General features: G+C 42.3%; 13 protein-coding genes and 2 pseudogenes. 7 read left to right on the top strand and 8 right to left on the bottom strand.

The window, feature by feature from the left end; all coding sequences use genetic code 11:
* Nucleotides 1-193: 193 nt before the first annotated feature.
* The 3 genes and pseudogenes from FNW02_RS09145 to FNW02_RS09155 form a co-directional block, all read right to left on the bottom strand.
* A complete protein-coding gene (locus tag FNW02_RS09145; RefSeq protein ID WP_191757236.1) occupies nt 194-982 on the bottom strand; it encodes a TIGR01548 family HAD-type hydrolase in 789 nt (262 codons plus the stop codon).
* A 438-nt stretch (nt 983-1,420) separates the two neighbouring features.
* Nucleotides 1,421-1,975 (bottom strand): PEP-CTERM sorting domain-containing protein, encoded by a 555-nt coding sequence (locus FNW02_RS09150; RefSeq protein ID WP_225225534.1) that lies wholly within the window; start codon nt 1,973-1,975, stop codon nt 1,421-1,423.
* A gap of 386 nt (nt 1,976-2,361) precedes the next feature.
* Nucleotides 2,362-2,526, bottom strand: a pseudogene (locus FNW02_RS09155) (ISKra4 family transposase); the annotation flags it as partial.
* A 185-nt stretch (nt 2,527-2,711) separates the two neighbouring features.
* Between FNW02_RS09155 and FNW02_RS09160 the strand changes: the two are divergent.
* Complete coding sequence (locus tag FNW02_RS09160) at nt 2,712-4,052, top strand: voltage-gated chloride channel family protein (RefSeq protein WP_191757238.1); 1,341 nt, start codon at nt 2,712-2,714, stop codon at nt 4,050-4,052.
* Between the two features lie 18 nt (nt 4,053-4,070).
* Here FNW02_RS09160 and FNW02_RS09165 read toward each other — a convergent pair whose 3' ends face one another.
* The 4 genes from FNW02_RS09165 to FNW02_RS09180 form a co-directional block, all read right to left on the bottom strand.
* The gene (locus tag FNW02_RS09165; RefSeq protein ID WP_191757239.1) at nt 4,071-4,514 is read right to left on the bottom strand and encodes a COG3650 family protein; all 444 of its coding nucleotides are present in this window, start codon (nt 4,512-4,514) and stop codon (nt 4,071-4,073) included.
* A 324-nt stretch (nt 4,515-4,838) separates the two neighbouring features.
* Nucleotides 4,839-6,611, bottom strand: a complete 1,773-nt coding sequence (locus FNW02_RS09170) for an SWIM zinc finger family protein (RefSeq protein WP_191757240.1) — start codon at nt 6,609-6,611, stop codon at nt 4,839-4,841.
* A 134-nt stretch (nt 6,612-6,745) separates the two neighbouring features.
* Nucleotides 6,746-8,335, bottom strand: coding sequence for an NAD(P)H-hydrate dehydratase (locus FNW02_RS09175; RefSeq protein WP_191757286.1), 1,590 nt, complete (start codon nt 8,333-8,335; stop codon nt 6,746-6,748).
* Between the two features lie 117 nt (nt 8,336-8,452).
* Nucleotides 8,453-9,298, bottom strand: a complete 846-nt coding sequence (locus tag FNW02_RS09180; protein WP_225225535.1) for a hypothetical protein — start codon at nt 9,296-9,298, stop codon at nt 8,453-8,455.
* Between the two features lie 189 nt (nt 9,299-9,487).
* On the opposite strand from FNW02_RS09180, the gene FNW02_RS09185 reads away from it, so the two are divergent.
* From FNW02_RS09185 to FNW02_RS09200, 4 genes are all read left to right on the top strand, one after another.
* Nucleotides 9,488-9,769 carry a hypothetical protein gene (locus tag FNW02_RS09185; RefSeq protein WP_225225536.1) on the top strand — a complete coding sequence of 94 codons (282 nt, stop codon included), beginning with the start codon at nt 9,488-9,490 and terminating at the stop codon, nt 9,767-9,769.
* A 553-nt stretch (nt 9,770-10,322) separates the two neighbouring features.
* A complete protein-coding gene (gene mnmA / locus FNW02_RS09190; RefSeq protein ID WP_191757241.1) occupies nt 10,323-11,375 on the top strand; it encodes a tRNA 2-thiouridine(34) synthase MnmA in 1,053 nt (350 codons plus the stop codon).
* Nucleotides 11,376-11,575: 200 nt separating this feature from the next.
* Nucleotides 11,576-12,721: a helix-turn-helix domain-containing protein gene (locus tag FNW02_RS09195; protein WP_191757242.1), complete on the top strand. Its 1,146-nt coding sequence runs from the start codon at nt 11,576-11,578 to the stop codon at nt 12,719-12,721.
* Entirely contained in the window at nt 12,711-13,304 is a 594-nt protein-coding gene (locus FNW02_RS09200; RefSeq protein WP_191757243.1) for a hypothetical protein, read from the top strand. The genes FNW02_RS09195 and FNW02_RS09200 overlap by 11 nt, the downstream gene beginning before the upstream one ends.
* A 40-nt stretch (nt 13,305-13,344) precedes the next feature.
* Here FNW02_RS09200 and FNW02_RS09205 read toward each other — a convergent pair.
* Nucleotides 13,345-13,959: pseudogene (locus tag FNW02_RS09205) on the bottom strand (Uma2 family endonuclease).
* A gap of 194 nt (nt 13,960-14,153) precedes the next feature.
* On the opposite strand from FNW02_RS09205, the gene sat reads away from it, so the two are divergent.
* Both sat and FNW02_RS09215 read left to right on the top strand, forming a co-directional pair.
* Complete coding sequence (gene sat, locus FNW02_RS09210) at nt 14,154-15,332, top strand: sulfate adenylyltransferase (RefSeq protein ID WP_191757244.1); 1,179 nt, start codon at nt 14,154-14,156, stop codon at nt 15,330-15,332.
* Nucleotides 15,333-15,412: 80 nt separating this feature from the next.
* Nucleotides 15,413-17,533 (top strand): caspase family protein, encoded by a 2,121-nt coding sequence (locus tag FNW02_RS09215; protein WP_191757245.1) that lies wholly within the window; start codon nt 15,413-15,415, stop codon nt 17,531-17,533.
* Nucleotides 17,534-17,677: the final 144 nt, after the last annotated feature.

A 17,677-nucleotide genomic window follows, 5' to 3' on the forward strand; every position in this document is an offset into this window, starting at 1 on the left:
TCTGGAGTAATTTAGGATAACTGATGGCTGAAATATTGACGGTGTGTTCAAACTCAAGGTTTCAGAAAAGTAGGATGAAATGCACTACAGTTCAATATAGCGGTTCTGGGCTCAGCTTAACTTTTTTCGCCACACCCCACACCTTACAACCGCTCAAAACAGTTTGACCGATATTCTACAGCGAGGGTGGAGATTAGCTTACCAATTCCTGAATCTGCTCTGGGGTCAATTCCTGCACATTACTCAAAACTAATGCCGCTCCTGCTGCTATTAGTGTCTGAGCATAAGCATCACCTCGTGCTGCTGTTTCCTGCACATGGGGTGGTAATACTCCTACACCAATCCAAGTCCGAGATGAATCTAATTCTCGTGCTTTCTTTACGGTGTACATATCAGCTACCGTATCCCCTACGTAGATGATTGCTGATGTCGTCTCCAGTCCATTCTCCAACTGACGAACGGTGGCTAAAAGTCCAGTGGGGTCTGGTTTACCTGGTGCATCCTCCATCGCAATTAATACTGGAGACTGCAAACCAAGGCGTTTTTCTAAAACATAGTTAGCAGAACCACGAGTTGCACCGCTGAAAAATCCCCAAGCAATCCCGGCTTGTGTAAGTTGCTCTAAGTAGCTAAGTTGTAATAATAGGGGTTCATTACAGATATACCCTGTCCAATTGTCGGGATTTTCGCCTCGGTAACGGGATTGAAAAAAGGTAACAATTTTGTTGTAGTCAAGTTGCAGTTGCTCGCGAGTTTGCCCTTGATTTTCAAAATAACGGTAAATTAATTCCTGAGATGCTTCCCAATCGTTATTCCAGATACCTTCAGATTTTAACTTGTCAATGTCTAATGGTGTCGGGCGATACCCTTGGTTAGTAAAGTATTCTACGGTATCTGCGATCGCCCGGCGATAGGAGCCACTGACATCACGGACAACACCATCAATATCAAAAATTGCGATCGCTGTTGTTTGTTCAATCATAGAATTTGGTATTGGGCAGCCAGTTGCCTGAAACTACACTTTATTGGCTGGTTACTATAGATTTTAAATAAGCATTGAGCTTGGTAATATCAAGAGCAAGTAAAGTTGTTCTGGAGTTAAACTAGCTACTGCGGCTAATATACTTTTGGACAAGTGATTATAGTAGTTACTTTCAATAATGAAATATAGAGTGGATTTGCTTAAATGCTAACTAGCAGTTTAGAGATTTTCTGACCCTGACGCTCAGTCTTTTCAAAACGCAGTTCTCGCAGATATCCTGTTAAGACAGTAGCAGCGATGTCTACGACGGGCTACGTTTACGCACTCGGTTCTCCATTGTTGAGTGTGTACGATAGAGAACCATTGTGGCTATTACTGTAGATTTTGCAACTGCTTTTTTATGCAAACGCAGATGTCATATCAATTGAAGTTGTTAACCTAAGCTTTAGTGATATCTTTTGATTGCTGCTTTTGTTTGCAACGCAAAGCCACACCAAAGCCAGCAGCAGTCAACGAACCCAAGATAGTTAAAGGTTCAGGAACCGTTTCTAGTATCAAAGTTGTTGATCCCAGACGAATAATAGATTCTGATGTCTGAATTGCTGTAACTAATGCTGATCCATCTTTCAAAAAGGATAAATCTACAGGAGAAAAAGTGAAATTAAATTGTTCTGGACGCTGATTATAATAACAGTCAGCGAATCTAATACACTGCGCCACCTGTAGTCCATCTAATAAGAGATTCAAGCCTGAACTATTGGGAACATCTGAGTTACCGAAAGTACCACTAATAGTTGCGGATACAATCTGTTCGCCTGAAGGAATTTTATACAAAAATGTACCAACCGTAACCGCAGGCAGAGGAAATGGTGCGCTTTCATCAAAGAGTTCACCGCTGAATTCTGGTAAGGTCGAAGTGATTATGGCTGCTTGTGCTCGGTCTGAAGATAGCACTGCTTCAAAAGCAAGCAATACCAATGCGACAGTAGCCATAGATAATTTTTCTTTGACACTAGAAATAAAATTAAAACCCATTTTTTTTGTGTGCATTACTGATAAATGAATAATTACGCTTCAAACAATAAGTAATCGTATTAGTATGGAGAAAAATTGAGATCAAAACACAGTTTTATAGAGGCACTTATGAGATATTTTGTAATATTTAAACACCTCACATATTCCATCTACGAAAACACAGTATTAAGGTGAATTTAATTTTTAATTTTTTCCTCAATCTTTAGAATAATTAAAAATTGACAAAAGTAATGCTGTGTTAATTTTTTACTAGCGTATGACGTATTTAAGAATATTTTATTATTGTGTTTCATTTACGTATCTTTACAATACCTTGTCCAAAACTTAACAGTAACTTTGCAAAGTCAGGTACAGGGATGAGATAAGACTTGAGGAACATTGTCAATTTTCCATTGTGCGCCAGATATTTTAGTTAGGTGGTAAATCTGGTTAACAGTAAATTCAATTGCGCCAGAATCAATTGAGTAAATCTGTTCAGCTTGATAGTATTGGAAATTAACGATGCAGTGACAAGTGAAGATGAGTAGAACTTTTCGCTGCGGCGGTCTTGGTCAACGCTTAGAGCAACATAGGAGCGTCGGAAGTCTCCGTACCCTACGGGTTCGCGTAGCGTTCCGTAGAAAAGCAAGCTACAGACTTACCGCAAAATCTAAAATCTAAAATTGTCTGACCGAAGAGTATCAGGGATTTTCATATGAAATATCTTCGTCAGTTTGAACTATTCATTGTATTACCTCACCTAATTAAGTGGTTGCCAATTTCTTTTGTGGTTGGCATTCTTGCCGGAACTGCTTCCGCAGCGCTTCTAGCTTCATTGGAATGGGCAACTCAGTTACGAGAATCTCATCGCTGGATCATCGCCTTATTACCACTTGGTGGTTTCTTGAGCGGTTGGATTTACCATCGGTATGGTCAGACTGTAGAAGCCGGAAATAATCTGTTACTCGAAGAAATTCATAATCCTAAAGAGATTATTCCCTGTCGCATGGCTCCTTTAGTTTTGTTAGGAACAATTATCACCCATCTGTTTGGTGGTTCAGCTGGGCGTGAAGGTACAGCATTACAAATGGGTGCTTCTCTGGCAGATCAATTGACTAAAATTTTGCGCTTTCAAGGGGCAAATCGGCGAATTCTGTTAACAATAGGTATAAGTGGAGGATTTGCTTCAGTTTTTGGTACACCCTTAGCTGGAACTGTTTTCGGTTTGGAAGTTTTAGCGATTGGAAAACTTCATTATGATGCCCTTTTTCCTGCTTTAATTGCAGCGATCATCGGGAATCAAGTGACTTTACTATTTGGTCTGCATCATACAGATTACCGACATGCTCCGTTTATACCGACGATTACAATTTGGGGGCTGATATCTGCGATCGCCGCAGGTGTAATCTTTGGAATTATAGCTAAGCTCTTTGCTCAAGCAACTCACAAAATTAGTCACTTTTTTAAAGCAAAAATATTATATCCTCCAATGCGTCCTTTTATAGGCGGTGTGTTCATAGCAGTAATTGTTGGGTTGAGTGGCACAACCAAGTATATTGGGCTTGGTATCCCAACTATCGTTAATTCTTTCTATACTCAGCTACCTCCCTGGGATTTTGCCGCCAAATTCGGTTTTACTACTCTCACTTTAGGAGCAGGTTTTAAGGGAGGAGAAGTAACTCCTCTATTTTTTATTGGTGCAACATTAGGTAATGCTTTGTCGTTGCTTTTGGCATTACCTGCACCCCTATTAGCAGGGATGGGATTTGTCGGTGTATTTGCAGGTGCAGCAAATACGCCTTTGGCATCTACCTTAATGGGAATTGAACTTTTCGGTATAGAATCTGGGCTATTTATTAGTATTGGCTGTGTAGTCAGCTACCTTTTTTCAGGACACAACGGGATTTATAGTGCACAGCGAATTGGATTGAGTAAATACTCTTCTATAAATTTGAAAGATGGGCTGACTTTAGCTGCTGATCAAAAAGCAAAAGTTGATCCAAAAATTGACTTATCTAATGATACCGAAGAGATAGAAAGCAATTATCAGGAATAATTTGGTAAAAATAGATAATTAATTTGATGATTTTTTTTCAGCGCAACCTTCAAAAACCTTATTTTTCAGAATGAAAGTTGCTGAGTAGGGATAATTTTTGTCTGACATACCGTCACTACAATCGTTAACTTTATTGATGATTAATAAATTGTTACCATTACTTCTAAGCTGATACACTCTCACTAGGTCTACAGGACGCCCCTCTGCTTTCAAAGGTACTACGTACGGGAAAGTTAGCCTTTTTGTATCTGGCGAAGAGTAGATAATTCCACTTTTGCTGACAGTAACGCTCCAAAAAGGTTCGGTACCTCTAGCTATGAATTCTTCGCTACTAATAGTTTCAGCAGCAACGAGACTATTCTGATTAATTGACGATATGTCATATTTTGCAGTACTTGGATTGCCAATCAATAAAGTGGTATCAAACCCAAGTAAAACAACACAAGAGATGAAAGTTTTCATAGAGAAAGATTGTGTAGTTACTGATATATTTTGCTAGAAAAGCCTCTTTCTGTTCGATGTTTTGGAGAGCGATCGCTGCTATTGTTTTTCAAGCAATGATCAGATGTAATACTCTTAGAGGTTGTTTGAAAAGTGTTTGGCTGTATCTTTGCACTTATTGATCCCCCCTAACCCCCCTTTTTAAGGGGGGGAACCGGAATCATAGTCCCCCTTTTTAAGGGGAGCCACTGCGGTCTTGGGGTTTCCCCAAGTGGAGCAAGTGGCGTGGATTTAGGAGGATCTGAAAGATTTTGCTACTGAAAAGAGGACTTTTCAAACATACTCTTACTTCATACCCTGTTCATTAAACATTCCAATTAATTTACGCTTACGGGCGTGGGTTTGCATCAACTCATCTCGATAGCTTAACCAGTCAGCCTTCTTCCCAGATTCTAAGTAGGCGGCGCGTGCTTTTTTCAGCCACTCAATTGCCTCTTTATAATATTCTGCCTTGCCTGCATCCATAATCTTCTCGGCACGGCGACGGGCATTGGCAATTACCCAGCTAGGATTGTGAGAGATAGCAGCGTTCATCACCCGATGAATTAGCTCAGAATAATAGGAATTGAGTTCACTGGCGATCGCAATAGCATCATCAATTAATTCCTCATATAAGAAAATATCTACCTTTATTGATTCCGTTCCCCAGCCTTCATAGCTACGGATGAGCTGCAACAGGTCTGTTTTGATAATTTCCCAATTTTCCCCAGCTAATTCTTCTATCTTTTGGTAGTCAAAAAAGGATGGCTTGGCTTGGAAAGCAGTCTGAATTGCTAATAAAGCAGCTTCATCATTATCCAACTCCTCTGCTAATTCACTTGTCCAAATCCCTAAATGGTACTGACAATTACCTGGTAAATTTAATCCACTTTGGGCAATATTTAGTGCTTGCTGTAATGCTCCTTGCCCGCTGAGTGTTTTCGCTAACGCAAAAGCTTCTTCCATTGAATTCATCTGGGTTTGAGCGGCTTCAATTGCTTCTTCCACTCGACCTAACTGCCCCAACATTGTTAGATATTGTTGGTTTTGTCCTGCCGCTTGCGCCAAATACAAGTATTCTTGATAACGTTCCTGACGCTCAAGAATTTTCAGGCGAATTAGTGCCAAATCATCAGCGTAGTCTGGTATTTCTCCTTCCCAAACTCCGATGTCGGTGGTTCCCTGGAGAATTTTCACTAGTGGCGGGTAATCCCAATCTTGTCGCAAAGCCTCTAAACTCATGGCAAAATCAGCATTCCACTCATCTTGCCATGCTTCCAAATTTACTTGAACGTCAACTTTTTCTTCTAGGGAGAGTTCAGCAGTGAGAATTGCCTCACACCAGGCATCATTTAATTCTCTAGCAATCTCATCGTTGTCAGCGCCGTATTCTGCCACATCATCCCAATTTTCTACACAAGTAGAGGTAATTGCTTCCAAAATAGCGATCGCATTATTGCCTTCTCCCCGTTCGCTAAAATCGACAGCAGTTTCTACTACACTCAACAACTCCTCACAAAGAGGGTCTTCTTCACATCCCTCCTCAAAATAGCGCACCGCATCGCGGAGAATCTGCCGCACTTGTCGCCTAAAGGGAGCCGGATCAATGGCACTATAGCGCACGGGTTTTGTGGTTTTTTGCTGAGGAGCCGGACTTGTCATCCAGCTGACATGACGGTCAATTACCTCAATCAGTGGCGGATATTCTGCTACCAATTCTTGTAGCAGCCTTTGAGTTTGGACATGATCCAAGCGATCAAGTAGTTGTTCTAGGGTGGGGCGTTGCTCAATATTTTCTGCTTGACGCGCACAGACGAGCATTGTCGCCACAATGTGCTTACACCAGCCGTCAAAGTTGTAAGCACAAGTGCAGTTGACTGAGAGCAACTCGCTGCTATCGAAATTCAAGCTGACGCGATAAGACTTAGCTTCATTACCTTCAACTTCTGCCTGAAGCAGATGACCACGTTGGGTAACTACATTGACAGCACCAGACTCGTAGTATGCCTCGCCTCGCTGGAAAGATTTAGCGTTGGCATTACGACGGATAGTAAATTCACTAATTGGGGGAATAGACATCAAGCGATCGCCTACGTAAGTCCTTTGTCTGCATGAATTTTAAATCTAGGTGGGAGCTGAAGCTAACGGGTTGTAAAGAAACTCAAAGTGAAAAAAATCATTATATTTGGTAGAGACGTTGCATTGCAACGTCTCTACAGTCGTTTTACTTTACTTAGGACTTTCATTAAGTACTGAGTCAATGTGAACGCATCGACACCTAACTCGGTACGTTCTTGGGCTGCTAAAATACCTGTTTGTGAATGCCACCAAGCAGCAGTTGCAACAATATCTTCTACTGGAATTTGTTTAGTCGCCGCTTGCGCCAATAATCCACTTAGTAGCCCAGTTAATACGTCGCCACTACCGCCACGGGCTAAAGCTGGGGTACTTTCTGGGTTAATCCAAACTGCACCTTGAGGATTTGCGATCGCAGTTCTTGCTCCTTTCAACAATACTACCGCACCACTTTGGGATGCTGCTTCCTGTACTGCTTTCACCCTGTCTTTTTTGGCATCGGCGACATCAGGAAACAATCGCTGAAATTCTCCAGTGTGGGGTGTAAGTACCGTCACTGCTTGGCGCTTTTGTAAAGTAGGGATCGTTCCCATTTGTGCCAGAATGTTTAAACCATCAGCATCGAGAAGTAAAGGGCGTTCGCCTTTGGCGTTGGCGGAGCCATCGCTTTCTATAACTGCTTGGACAATCGGGGTAGCATCTCGTGTTAAACCGGGGCCACAGGCGATCGCATTAAAAGAACTCAAATCGGTGTTTTCTGGGAGTTTTAGGTGAGCGATGGCTCCGCTTTCCGTCTCTGGACAACCGACAATCAACGCTTCTGGCAAATGTGACACTAAAAGAGGTTTCAGGGATTCGGGTACGGCAATTGAAAGCATTCCCACACCACTTGCCCGCGCACCCAAACCAGTTAAAATTGCTCCACCAGCATAGCGGCGTGAACCACAAATTAGCAGTAAATGTCCTTCCTTATACTTGTGAGTCACTGGTGGACGAGGTAAGGGAAGCGTGGAAAGTGCCGTTGCTGGTGTAATGCGTTTAATTCTGGGTGTATCGCCTAGAACAGCTTGCACGTCAGCCAAAGGAATATCAAAATCGATTAACTCAACTTTGCCGAGATAATCTAAAGCTTGATCTTGCAAAAAAGCCAGCTTCCACAAACCTAAACAAAACGTGTGAGTAGCACAAATAGCTGTTCCTAACACCTCACCTGTATCGGTGTGTAAACCCGACGGCAAATCAATACTAATGATTGGTACAGAAAATTCATTTAGCTGATTAATTGCAGAGGCGATGGGATCTGTGAGCGTTCTTTCTAAACCAAATCCAAATAATCCATCAATCAAAAAATCAGCATTTGGTAGTTGTGCAATGGTTTGATAAACCGGGATGCCTAAACTTTGGGCATACTGCAAGTGCTGTGAAGTTAATTCTTTGAGCTTCGAGAAAGAAGAATATATCCAGACTTCATACCCGCGAAAGTGTAATTCACGGGCTACTACCAAAGCATCTCCCCCATTATGACCGGGGCCGACTAAAATTCCTACACGAGATTTCTCTTTTACAGAAAAAGGGATCAGCGCTTGAATGCGACGCGCAATTAACCCCGCTACCTTTTCCATTAAAGCCACTACAGGCATTCCTGCTGTAAAGATACGCTCCTCAATATCGCGCATTTGCTCAGCAGTAACGACCACTTGCGAAATTTGTTCTTGCCTGTCTTGCATCAGTCCCCATTGCTGAGTCATAAGTAGTGAGTTGTAAGTTTTAGGTTTTTAATTAACTTCTAACTTTTAACTTTTAACTCGATACTCAGCACTCAGCACTCGATACTCAGCACTTATTTACTTTCCGTAGTAAACCCTAGCATCACCGTATCCCAAATAATCTCGTAAATACTTATTCCATTCCTCTGCTTGGAAACGCTCAGAGAAAGGGCCGACTGCTACGTGTGGCCCTCGTGGCTTGAGCCTTTCAAATACACCGCCATTTTGTCCTAGGTTCTGCCTAATTCGGGAGGCAATTCCGGCTAATTCTTCAGCTTTGGCGGGAATGGCGACATAGTATCTAGACTCTTCCCTTCTAGAATTGTCTCTACCAGAATCGCCTCTAAAGGAGGAGGAAGTAGTTACTTCCTGTCCATCAGCAAAGCTAACAATTCGGGCGCTATTGATGCCGTATGATTTCAGTTCTCTGACTCGTTGTTGAGCGTTAGACGCTCTGCTAAAAACTCCTGACTGGATTACGGTACGTCCTTGGTACTGGCGGATATAAGCTCTGGGTTCAATCAGACGTATTTGTTCAAGTGTCCGGGGATCATTGCTATCAACATATACTAAATAACGCTCAAAATTCTGGCTATATTGATTAGCCTGTGCTGGTTGGAGAGGCTGAAAGTCTTGCTCATACTGATAAACTACTGGTTGTACTGGTTCTAGCTGCGGTAATGGCTGCTGACCATAAGGAATCGGTTGAAGATCTGGCGGTGGTGGTAAAGTTTCAATTACCCCTTGTTGAGCCAGCAAAACACGGCTGTTGTGGATTTGTGCTTGTGCTGGAGTAGAGTGGGGGGTCAGCGCTAACCATCCTCCCACAAATAAATAGAGAAGTCTGTGCGCCGGACGCCAGCGCTTATAGCTTTGGAGTAGCATCTGAAAGCGGATAAATTGACTTGGTATTGCACTCGACATAATAGTCACAAAATAGTCACAACATTTCTAGGCAATTTCCTACAGCAACTAATTAGTTCGCCGTTGTAGCAACTATATAGTGTTTGCGTAAAATTAGCTCATTTACGTGGCAATTAGAGGGTAGGGGAAGGGGGGCAGAGGGGTAGAGGGGTAGAGGGGTAGAGGGGTAGAGGGGTAGAGGGGCAAGGTTTGTATAAAAGGCTTGTGCGTGAATATCAAAGGCTTGTGCGTGAATATCAAAGGCTGGTGCGTGAATATCAAAGGCTGGTGCGCGAATATCAAAGGCTGGTGCGCGAATATCAAAGGCTCGTGCGCGAATATCAAAGATTCGTGCGCGAATATCAAAGGCTTGTGCGTGAATATCAAAGACTTGTGCGTGAATATCAAAGACTCGTGCGCGAATATCAAAGGCTTGTGCGTGAATATCAAAGACTCGTTCACCAGTATAAAAGGCTCGTTCACGAATCTTGATTTATACGAAATTACACAGGATTTACGCGAAATCTGAATAAACGTAGACGCGGAGCGGCTTGCCGCAGGCTACCGCAAAGGACGCATTCGCGTAGCGTTTGTCTACGACACGCTACGCGAACGTAGAGAAGGACACAAAGGAATAAGAGTTTCAGAGAGTTCTTGTGTAAGTCCTATTACAAATCATTCTCCCCTGCTTCCCCTACTATTTATTGCTCGCTGATTCGGTTGTTCATAAACTGAAGTGCTTTTATAGTAAGGCTTTGAAGAGGTGTATGCTACAATTTGACTATCACGTAGCTTCCGTGTGGTGCTTGGATGAAAAGCCTCTTCTCGTACGCCGAGTATAGCGTCACCATTACAAATACCGGAAAGGAGCAAGCACTTTCTAAAGTGTAGATTGCTATTAGTTGCAACCACGAGTTCTGTAAACATGGCGTTGCCTTGATTGCATAAAAACCACAGATAGAAAGTTGGATAAAGTTAAAATTTTGCCATAAGGTTGTTGTATTGCATGGGTTTGAATCCCAGTAGCCTAACAAGATTTAGGGTTATGAAAAAAGTCGTCGTTGGTCTTTCGGGTGGCGTTGACAGTTCCACCGCCGCTGCTATCCTGCACCATCAGGGCTATGAAGTGATTGGTTTGACTCTTTGGCTAATGAAAGGCAAAGGTCAGTGTTGCTCTGAAGGTATGATCGACGCGGCTGATATCTGTGAACAACTGGGCGTTCCTCATCAGGTTGTTGATATTCGGGATGTTTTTCAAACACATATTGTCGATTACCTAGTGGCTGGTTATAGTGCTGGGATCACGCCTTTGCCTTGCTCTCAGTGCAATAAAACGGTGAAGTTTGGGCCAATGGTGCAATATGCTCGTGAAGAATTGGGATGCGATCGCATTGCTACAGGTCATTATGCTCAAATTAACTATGATCAAGCTAGTGGGCGTTATCAGTTGTTAAGGGCAGTTGACCGCAACAAAGACCAATCATACTTTCTCTATGATTTGTCTCAAGATTTACTCGCAGCTAGCATATTTCCTTTGGGCGAACTGGAAAAAGCTGATACGCGCCGTATTGCTGCTGAATATGGACTAAAAACCGCTGATAAGCCAGAAAGTCAGGACTTATGCCTAGTGGAGAGCAATGGTTCCATGCGGGCATTTCTAGATAAGTATCTTGCCCCCAAAACAGGCGATATTGTGGATGCCACAGGCAAAGTTTTAGGACAGCACGATGGTGTTCATCATTACACCATTGGACAGCGCAAAGGGTTGGGAATTGCTGCCCCGGAACCGCTGTATGTGATTGAATTAGATGCGGTTAATAATAAAGTAGTTGTGGGCGATCGCACCAAGGTAACTCAGCCAGAATGCACTGTAGGACGAGTAAACTGGGTATCCATCGCCGAACCATCCACCCCAATTCACGCCGAAGTACAAATTCGTTATCGTTCAACGCCTACACCAGTTACGGTGATTCCCCTGGAAAACTCCCGCGTCCGTTTAGTGTTTGATGAACCCCAGTTCAGCATCACCCCCGGACAAGCTGCGGTATGGTACGACGGGGAAAAAGTGCTGGGTGGCGGAATTATTGAACAGTTTTAGTTCAACCTTCCCCTAGTTTTAGAACTTGCCAAAAAAGCCCCTTCCCACCAACAAGGAGGGGTATTTTATTGCTAATACTGCGTAGAATTGACATTTAACTTTGTATCTATTACGATACTCGTGCTATTATTTACGGCACTATTCCATGCACAAGTCCAGCAAGGAATGTTACAAATTAAAGTTCCAAGGCTGTCTGTGCTATGTCTTTTGACCTTGCTCTGTTTAGCTCCAAACTCAGAAGATGCCGGGAGCAATTTGAAAAGTCTCTTGTAGAAGTCACAATAGCCACAGGCATTCCCGAAAACATTCTGGTTGCTTTGGAAAATGGAGAAAGGCAACCAACAGGTGATGAAGTTTTGATATTTGCTGACTATTACCTGTGTGATTACCAGTTTTTTATTTCCAACGAGCGAGTAGCTTCATTTGATCAAACAGAAACTTTGTTCCGAAGATATGGAGAGGAATTTTCAAAAGAAGACCGATGGGCAGTACAAGAATTTTTATTCTTATGTGAGTGTGAAGATTTTCTATTAAAACTGGTTTCAACACATATTTATAAGCCTTTTAGCTTTATTAAAAGAGGTAACTATTACATAAGACATGGAAAAGAGGCGGCAAAGGCACTCAGAAAACATTTAGGGTATGCCTCTAATGCAATTCGCATGGATGTTTATGAAGATTTTCGATCTTTAGGGTTTCATATTTTTCGTCGCCAGTTGGGTAACTCAAACATCTCTGGTTTATTTATCAAACATCCCACAGCAGGCAAGTGCATATTAGTGAACTACAGCGAAGATATTTATAGGCAGAGGTTTACTGCTGCTCATGAATCGGCTCATGGTATTTTGGATGATGATCAGGAATTTGTTATTTCTTTGAAAACAGACAAAAAGAATTTAGTTGAAGTAAGAGCTAATAACTTTGCATCCAATTATTTAATGCCGCCAGAATTTCTACAGAAGATTCCAGATTATCGAAGTTGGAATACTGAAAAAGCTATTGAATGGGCAAATAAACTTAAGGTCAGTACAGAAGCATTAGCTAATGCCTTAAAAAGTGCAAATTTCATATCTAAAGATGTGGAAATACAAATAAAAGCCGTGAGAGTACCAAGACATTTGAAAGTTGATCCAGAACTGCCTGAAAGCCTCTCATCCGTTTCTAGCCAACGTCGGAAGGAGCTACTAAAAAGAGGTTTATCAAATTTCTATGTTGGGCTTTGCTTTGACGTGTATGAACAGGGTTTTGTTTCAGCTGGTAGAGTAGCGGAAATGCTTCTAATTAGCAAATATGAATTAACAGAAATAGCAAGTATCTACGGGAGAACTATTAGGTATGGAGATTGATCCATCAAATTTTCATAAATATAACGTTATAGATACTTGCGCTATTTGGAATATTCTTTCCTCTCAACTTTTGTATACAACAGCTAATAATGCTGGATGCCTATTCTGTTGTACATATTTTGTTTATTATGAGTGCCTGTATAAGCCACGTAAAAATCAGAAACAGGCAGAAATAGAATTGCAAAATCGTTTTCGCCATGAATACAAAAATGGAACAATCAAATATTATCATTTAACTATTGAAGACCTTCAAGATGTAGAAGTTATCCAGGTAAGAAAGAAAAAAGATAAAGGGGAACTAGCATCTATTGTTTTTGCAAAAAAAACTCGTCAAGCTTTTCTAACAGACGATACTAGAGCAAGGAAATTAGCTGCTCAGAGCATGAATAGTAAAATGGTGCAGACTACACCTCATTTACTAGCTTGGTTGATATTCATCAACTATTTGAGTGATAGTGACTTGCAACCAATAATCGGCGAGCATAAAAAATCTGATAGACCTCTTGAAGAACACTTCTTAAATGCATACAAAATAGTTTTGGAATATAGATTAAAAGCTTTCAGCCCTAAAATAACCGAATAAAATCAAAAATTACTTCTATCAATGCCTCTTCAAACTCTTTCTAAGCTTGTACGGTTCCTAATTGCCAAGCTCGTTCAACTGTAGCGGCAATAATTTGAGTCAAAGGGATATTTGGAAAGTTAGGACTGTGATCAGATTCGATGTAATGTCCATCCCTGAGTAAATAAATCCTCAGCTTTTTACTATCGTAAATTCATAGTTCTAGAACTGCGATCGCTTCGTAAGCATCAAGAATTGTTTTTGATGTTACATCTGTTTCAATTGCCAAATCAGGAGGCGGATCATCTCGTTCTAGTTTGCGACGACCAATCATTCTTTGGTAATTCTGGATGTAAAAGCAAGCATCTGGTTCTACCCCCGCTGTATTTTCCCGCTTGAAGGTGGTTGAACCGAAGGGTTCATAACTTTTCCCTGCAATCTTCAGCAAGATTTTGACAATATCCGAAATTAAGTCCTTTGATTTTTTGTGTTCAGGTAGAGGAACTATAATTTCTAACGTAGACTTGCTGTAAGCAACTCGTAGCGATCGCTTTTCCCCCAGTTCTTGCAAAATAACCTCAAATTCCTCCCAACTTATATCTTGGATATTTACTGTACTACCAGGCGCTAGCCGCATTTGGCTAACAGGTTTAACAACGGGGGATACAGCAGTCATAAGCAATTCCAAATAAAGGAACTATTCTGAAGCTTGAGGCTGGATTAGCTTTAGCCTAACCTAATCAGATCGCTTAGAGGCTAGCTGTAAAAATTTTCCTTCATTCCCTAAACTCTTTTTCTCCCTGTACCTGCATTTTGATAAGTTAGTACATAGTTTGAAACAATAGCAGTTAACGCAAAGAGGGGATTACGTTGAGTCACCATCCAGATGCCATTACCCCCCACGGTGGAGAGTTGGTTAACCGGATCGCCACACCAGAACAAAGGACAGAATTTCTGTCAAAAGCCGACTTTTTGCCACGAGTGCAACTTGATGAGCGAGCTGTTTCTGATGTAGAAATGATAGCGATCGGCGGTTTTAGCCCACTCACGGGTTTTATGAACCAGGAAGACTACGATCGCGTAGTCACCCAAATGCGGTTAGCGAACGGTCTTGTGTGGTCAATACCGATTACACTTTCGGTGACAGAAGAAGTAGCTTCTCCTTTGAAGGAAGGCGGCTTGATTCGTCTAGATAACTCCAGTGGCGAGTTTATTGGGGTTTTGCAGCTTACACAAAAATATCACTACGACAAAAACCGCGAAGCCATAAATGTCTACCGTACTGACGATGCCAAACATCCTGGTGTCCAGGTAGTCTATAACCAAGGCTCTGTAAATCTTGCAGGAGATATTTGGTTATTGCAACGCGACGCCCATTCCCAGTTTCCCACCTACCAAATAGATCCTGCTGCCTCACGGCAAATGTTTAAAGATAAAGGCTGGAAAACGATTGTTGGTTTTCAAACTCGCAACCCCATCCACCGCGCTCATGAATATATTCAAAAATGCGCTTTAGAAACTGTAGATGGTTTATTTTTACACCCGTTAGTTGGAGCGACTAAAGAAGATGATATTCCGGCTGATGTGCGGATGCGTTGCTACGAAATTTTGCTGGAACACTACTACCCCTCAGACCGGGTGATTTTGGCAATTAATCCAGCGGCAATGCGTTATGCTGGGCCTCGTGAGGCAATATTCCATGCTTTAGTCCGCAAAAACTACGGCTGTACTCACTTTATCGTTGGACGAGATCATGCTGGCGTTGGCGATTATTACGGCACTTACGATGCTCAATACATCTTTGAAGAGTTTGCGTCTGATGAATTGGGTATTGTGCCGATGAAATTTGAACATGCTTTCTACTGTACACGCACCAAGCAGATGGCAACGACTAAAACCAGTCCCAGCAAACCAGAGGAGCGGGTTCACCTGTCAGGAACAAAAGTTCGGGAAATGCTGCGTCGGGGTGAGTTACCTCCACCTGAATTTTCCCGTCCTGAAGTAGCGACAGAGTTGGCGCGAGCAATGCGTACACAAGTATCGGTTTAGGATAAATTGCAAATACTTTACACTACAGAGTTCAGCCTATTAAGCTGCTAGCTGATGGGCTGAGAGCTGATAGCTAATTTATGAAGCGGCGGACGTTTTTACACACAATTGGCTCAATACTGGCGGTATTGGGGATAACTGAGGCTGAGTGGTTGACCTTGGGAAATCGCTATTACCAAGCCCTAGCACAACCCAGTTCACGTAAGTTGGCATTATTAATAGGCATCAATCAATATCCACATTCAGCCCTGAGTGGTTGTTTGACTGATGTGGAACTGCAAAGAGAACTGTTGATGCACCGTTTTGGTTTCCAAGCCTCAGATATTCTGACGTTAACTGAGGAACAAGCTAGCCGGGAATTCATTGAGGCGGCTTTTCTAGATCACTTGGGACAAGCTAAACTTGGTGATGTGGTTATCTTCCACTTTAGTGGCTACGGCACTCGTGTGAGCGGTACATCGCTAGATGCGGCGGGACAAAATGCTCTTGTACCAGCTAGTGAGAATAAAATTTCACAAGATGAGAAAATAGTCAACTATTTATTAGAAGAAACTGTATTATTATTGTTGCGATCGCTCCCTACAAACAGAGTAACGGCAGTATTGGATACTAGCTATGATGCTCCTGGTACAGCCGAGAGCGGATCGAGAATTCGTGCTCGTAAAGAGTCAGTAGATGCACAGTTAGCAGCCGCGGAACTCGACTTTCTCAAACAACTCAAAACTAAAACCTCACTCAGTCCAAATACTTTAGTCCTATCCGCTACCTCAGATCCAAAACAGTTGGCAAGGGAAGGAGTATTTTCTGATTTTAGCGCTGGGTTATTTACCTACGCTTTGACACAACACTTGTGGGAATCCACCCCAGCCACAACAATTCAATTCATTCTCTCTAATGTAGAAAGTTCTCTATACAAACTGGGTAGCAAGCAACAGCCAGCATTAGTTAATGACAAGAAAAATTCCCAGGGAGTCTTAGCTGAGAATTTCCTCCCAGAGATTACCATTGGTGCTCAAGGAGCGGTGACAGCAGTTGAAGAAGATGGGAAAACAGTCCATCTGTGGTTAGCAGGACTACCTCCACAAGTGCTGGAATATTACGGAGTTAATTCTCGCCTAACATTGTCAACGGGAGAACAGTTAATATTGCGATCGCGTACTGGGTTAACAGCCAAAGCCCATATCTCCAGCATTGATGCTACAATCCCCCTACAAGGGCAACTTGTTCAGGAAGCAATTCGGGTTTTACCTAGAAATATTGATTTAACGATAGCTCTAGACACTGAATTAGAAAGAATTGAACGGGTAGATGCTACAAGCGCCTTTGCTGCTACCATTCCCCGCGTTTCCAGTGTTGTCGCCAGAGAACAACCAGCTGACTATGTGCTTGGTAAGCTAGAGCAAACACCCAGTCGCTATGGTCTATTTTCTCTTGGTGGTGAGCTAATTCTTAACACTGCTGGAGAAGCCGGGGAAGCTGTGAAAGTCGCTGTGCAAAGGTTAGCACCGAAATTTAAAACCTTACTCGCAGCCAAGTTATGGCGACTCACAGAGAATGCAGGTTCTTCTGGCTTAGCAGTCAAGGCAACCTTAGAAATAATTAATAACATATCGCCTCGCGTGATTATGCAGAGGCAAACATTGCGAACTCTCAGTTCGGAAAAATCCATTAGCAAATCACCCAGCATTCCTACAGTTCCTATTGGTAGTCGAATGCAGTATCGAGTGCAAAACCTAGGCGATCGCCCACTATATTTAATCTTAGTGGGATTAAAGAATAATCGGACAGCAGTTGCCTTCTACCCTTGGCAAGCCACTCCAGAACCAAATAATCCAGATACTAAACCCTTGCTCACACAAGTGATTATCACCCCCGGCGAAACTCTCACCTTACCCCATACTACTGTTGCATCTGATTGGGTAATTTCAGGGCCAGCCTTCTTTTGTGAACAACAACTAATCCTCAGTACTACTCCCTTGAGCGAAACTTTCGCCGCTTTGGATACAGCTAAGTATTCCACAGCTGACCAACAGCTACTAATTAGCACGTTACTGAATCCTTTAGAAGTTTCACAAGCCTTGCTACAAGACTTGCATAACGCTAGCGCAGTCAAAGCCGAGATGAATAATATAGCTACTGACTCATATATCTTGGATGTGAATAATTGGGCAAGTCTCAGTTTTAGCTTTCAGGTAGTATGAACACAAAATCGAGTATTAACGGATAGAGAATTTGTTCAGGTAGCCAAGCCACTCCGGTCTTGGGGTTTCCCTAAGTAGAGGAAGTGGCGCGTGACTTTAGTCGTTCGGCTCCTTTTTTTACTAATCTAGACAACTGATTTAAGA

The organism is Komarekiella delphini-convector SJRDD-AB1, assembly GCF_014831675.1.
In the GTDB taxonomy this organism is placed as follows: domain Bacteria; phylum Cyanobacteriota; class Cyanobacteriia; order Cyanobacteriales; family Nostocaceae; genus Komarekiella.

Coding starts and splice junctions, on each gene's coding strand:
- FNW02_RS09145 (WP_191757236.1), bottom strand. CDS start 982: ATGATTGAACAAACAACAGCGATCGCAATTTTTGATATTGATGGTGTT.
- FNW02_RS09150 (WP_225225534.1), bottom strand. CDS start 1,975: ATGGCTACTGTCGCATTGGTATTGCTTGCTTTTGAAGCAGTGCTATCT.
- FNW02_RS09160 (WP_191757238.1), top strand. CDS start 2,712: ATGAAATATCTTCGTCAGTTTGAACTATTCATTGTATTACCTCACCTA.
- FNW02_RS09165 (WP_191757239.1), bottom strand. CDS start 4,514: ATGAAAACTTTCATCTCTTGTGTTGTTTTACTTGGGTTTGATACCACT.
- FNW02_RS09170 (WP_191757240.1), bottom strand. CDS start 6,611: ATGTCTATTCCCCCAATTAGTGAATTTACTATCCGTCGTAATGCCAAC.
- FNW02_RS09175 (WP_191757286.1), bottom strand. CDS start 8,335: ATGCAAGACAGGCAAGAACAAATTTCGCAAGTGGTCGTTACTGCTGAG.
- FNW02_RS09180 (WP_225225535.1), bottom strand. CDS start 9,298: ATGTCGAGTGCAATACCAAGTCAATTTATCCGCTTTCAGATGCTACTC.
- mnmA (WP_191757241.1), top strand. CDS start 10,323: ATGAAAAAAGTCGTCGTTGGTCTTTCGGGTGGCGTTGACAGTTCCACC.
- FNW02_RS09195 (WP_191757242.1), top strand. CDS start 11,576: ATGTCTTTTGACCTTGCTCTGTTTAGCTCCAAACTCAGAAGATGCCGG.
- FNW02_RS09200 (WP_191757243.1), top strand. CDS start 12,711: ATGGAGATTGATCCATCAAATTTTCATAAATATAACGTTATAGATACT.
- FNW02_RS09215 (WP_191757245.1), top strand. CDS start 15,413: ATGAAGCGGCGGACGTTTTTACACACAATTGGCTCAATACTGGCGGTA.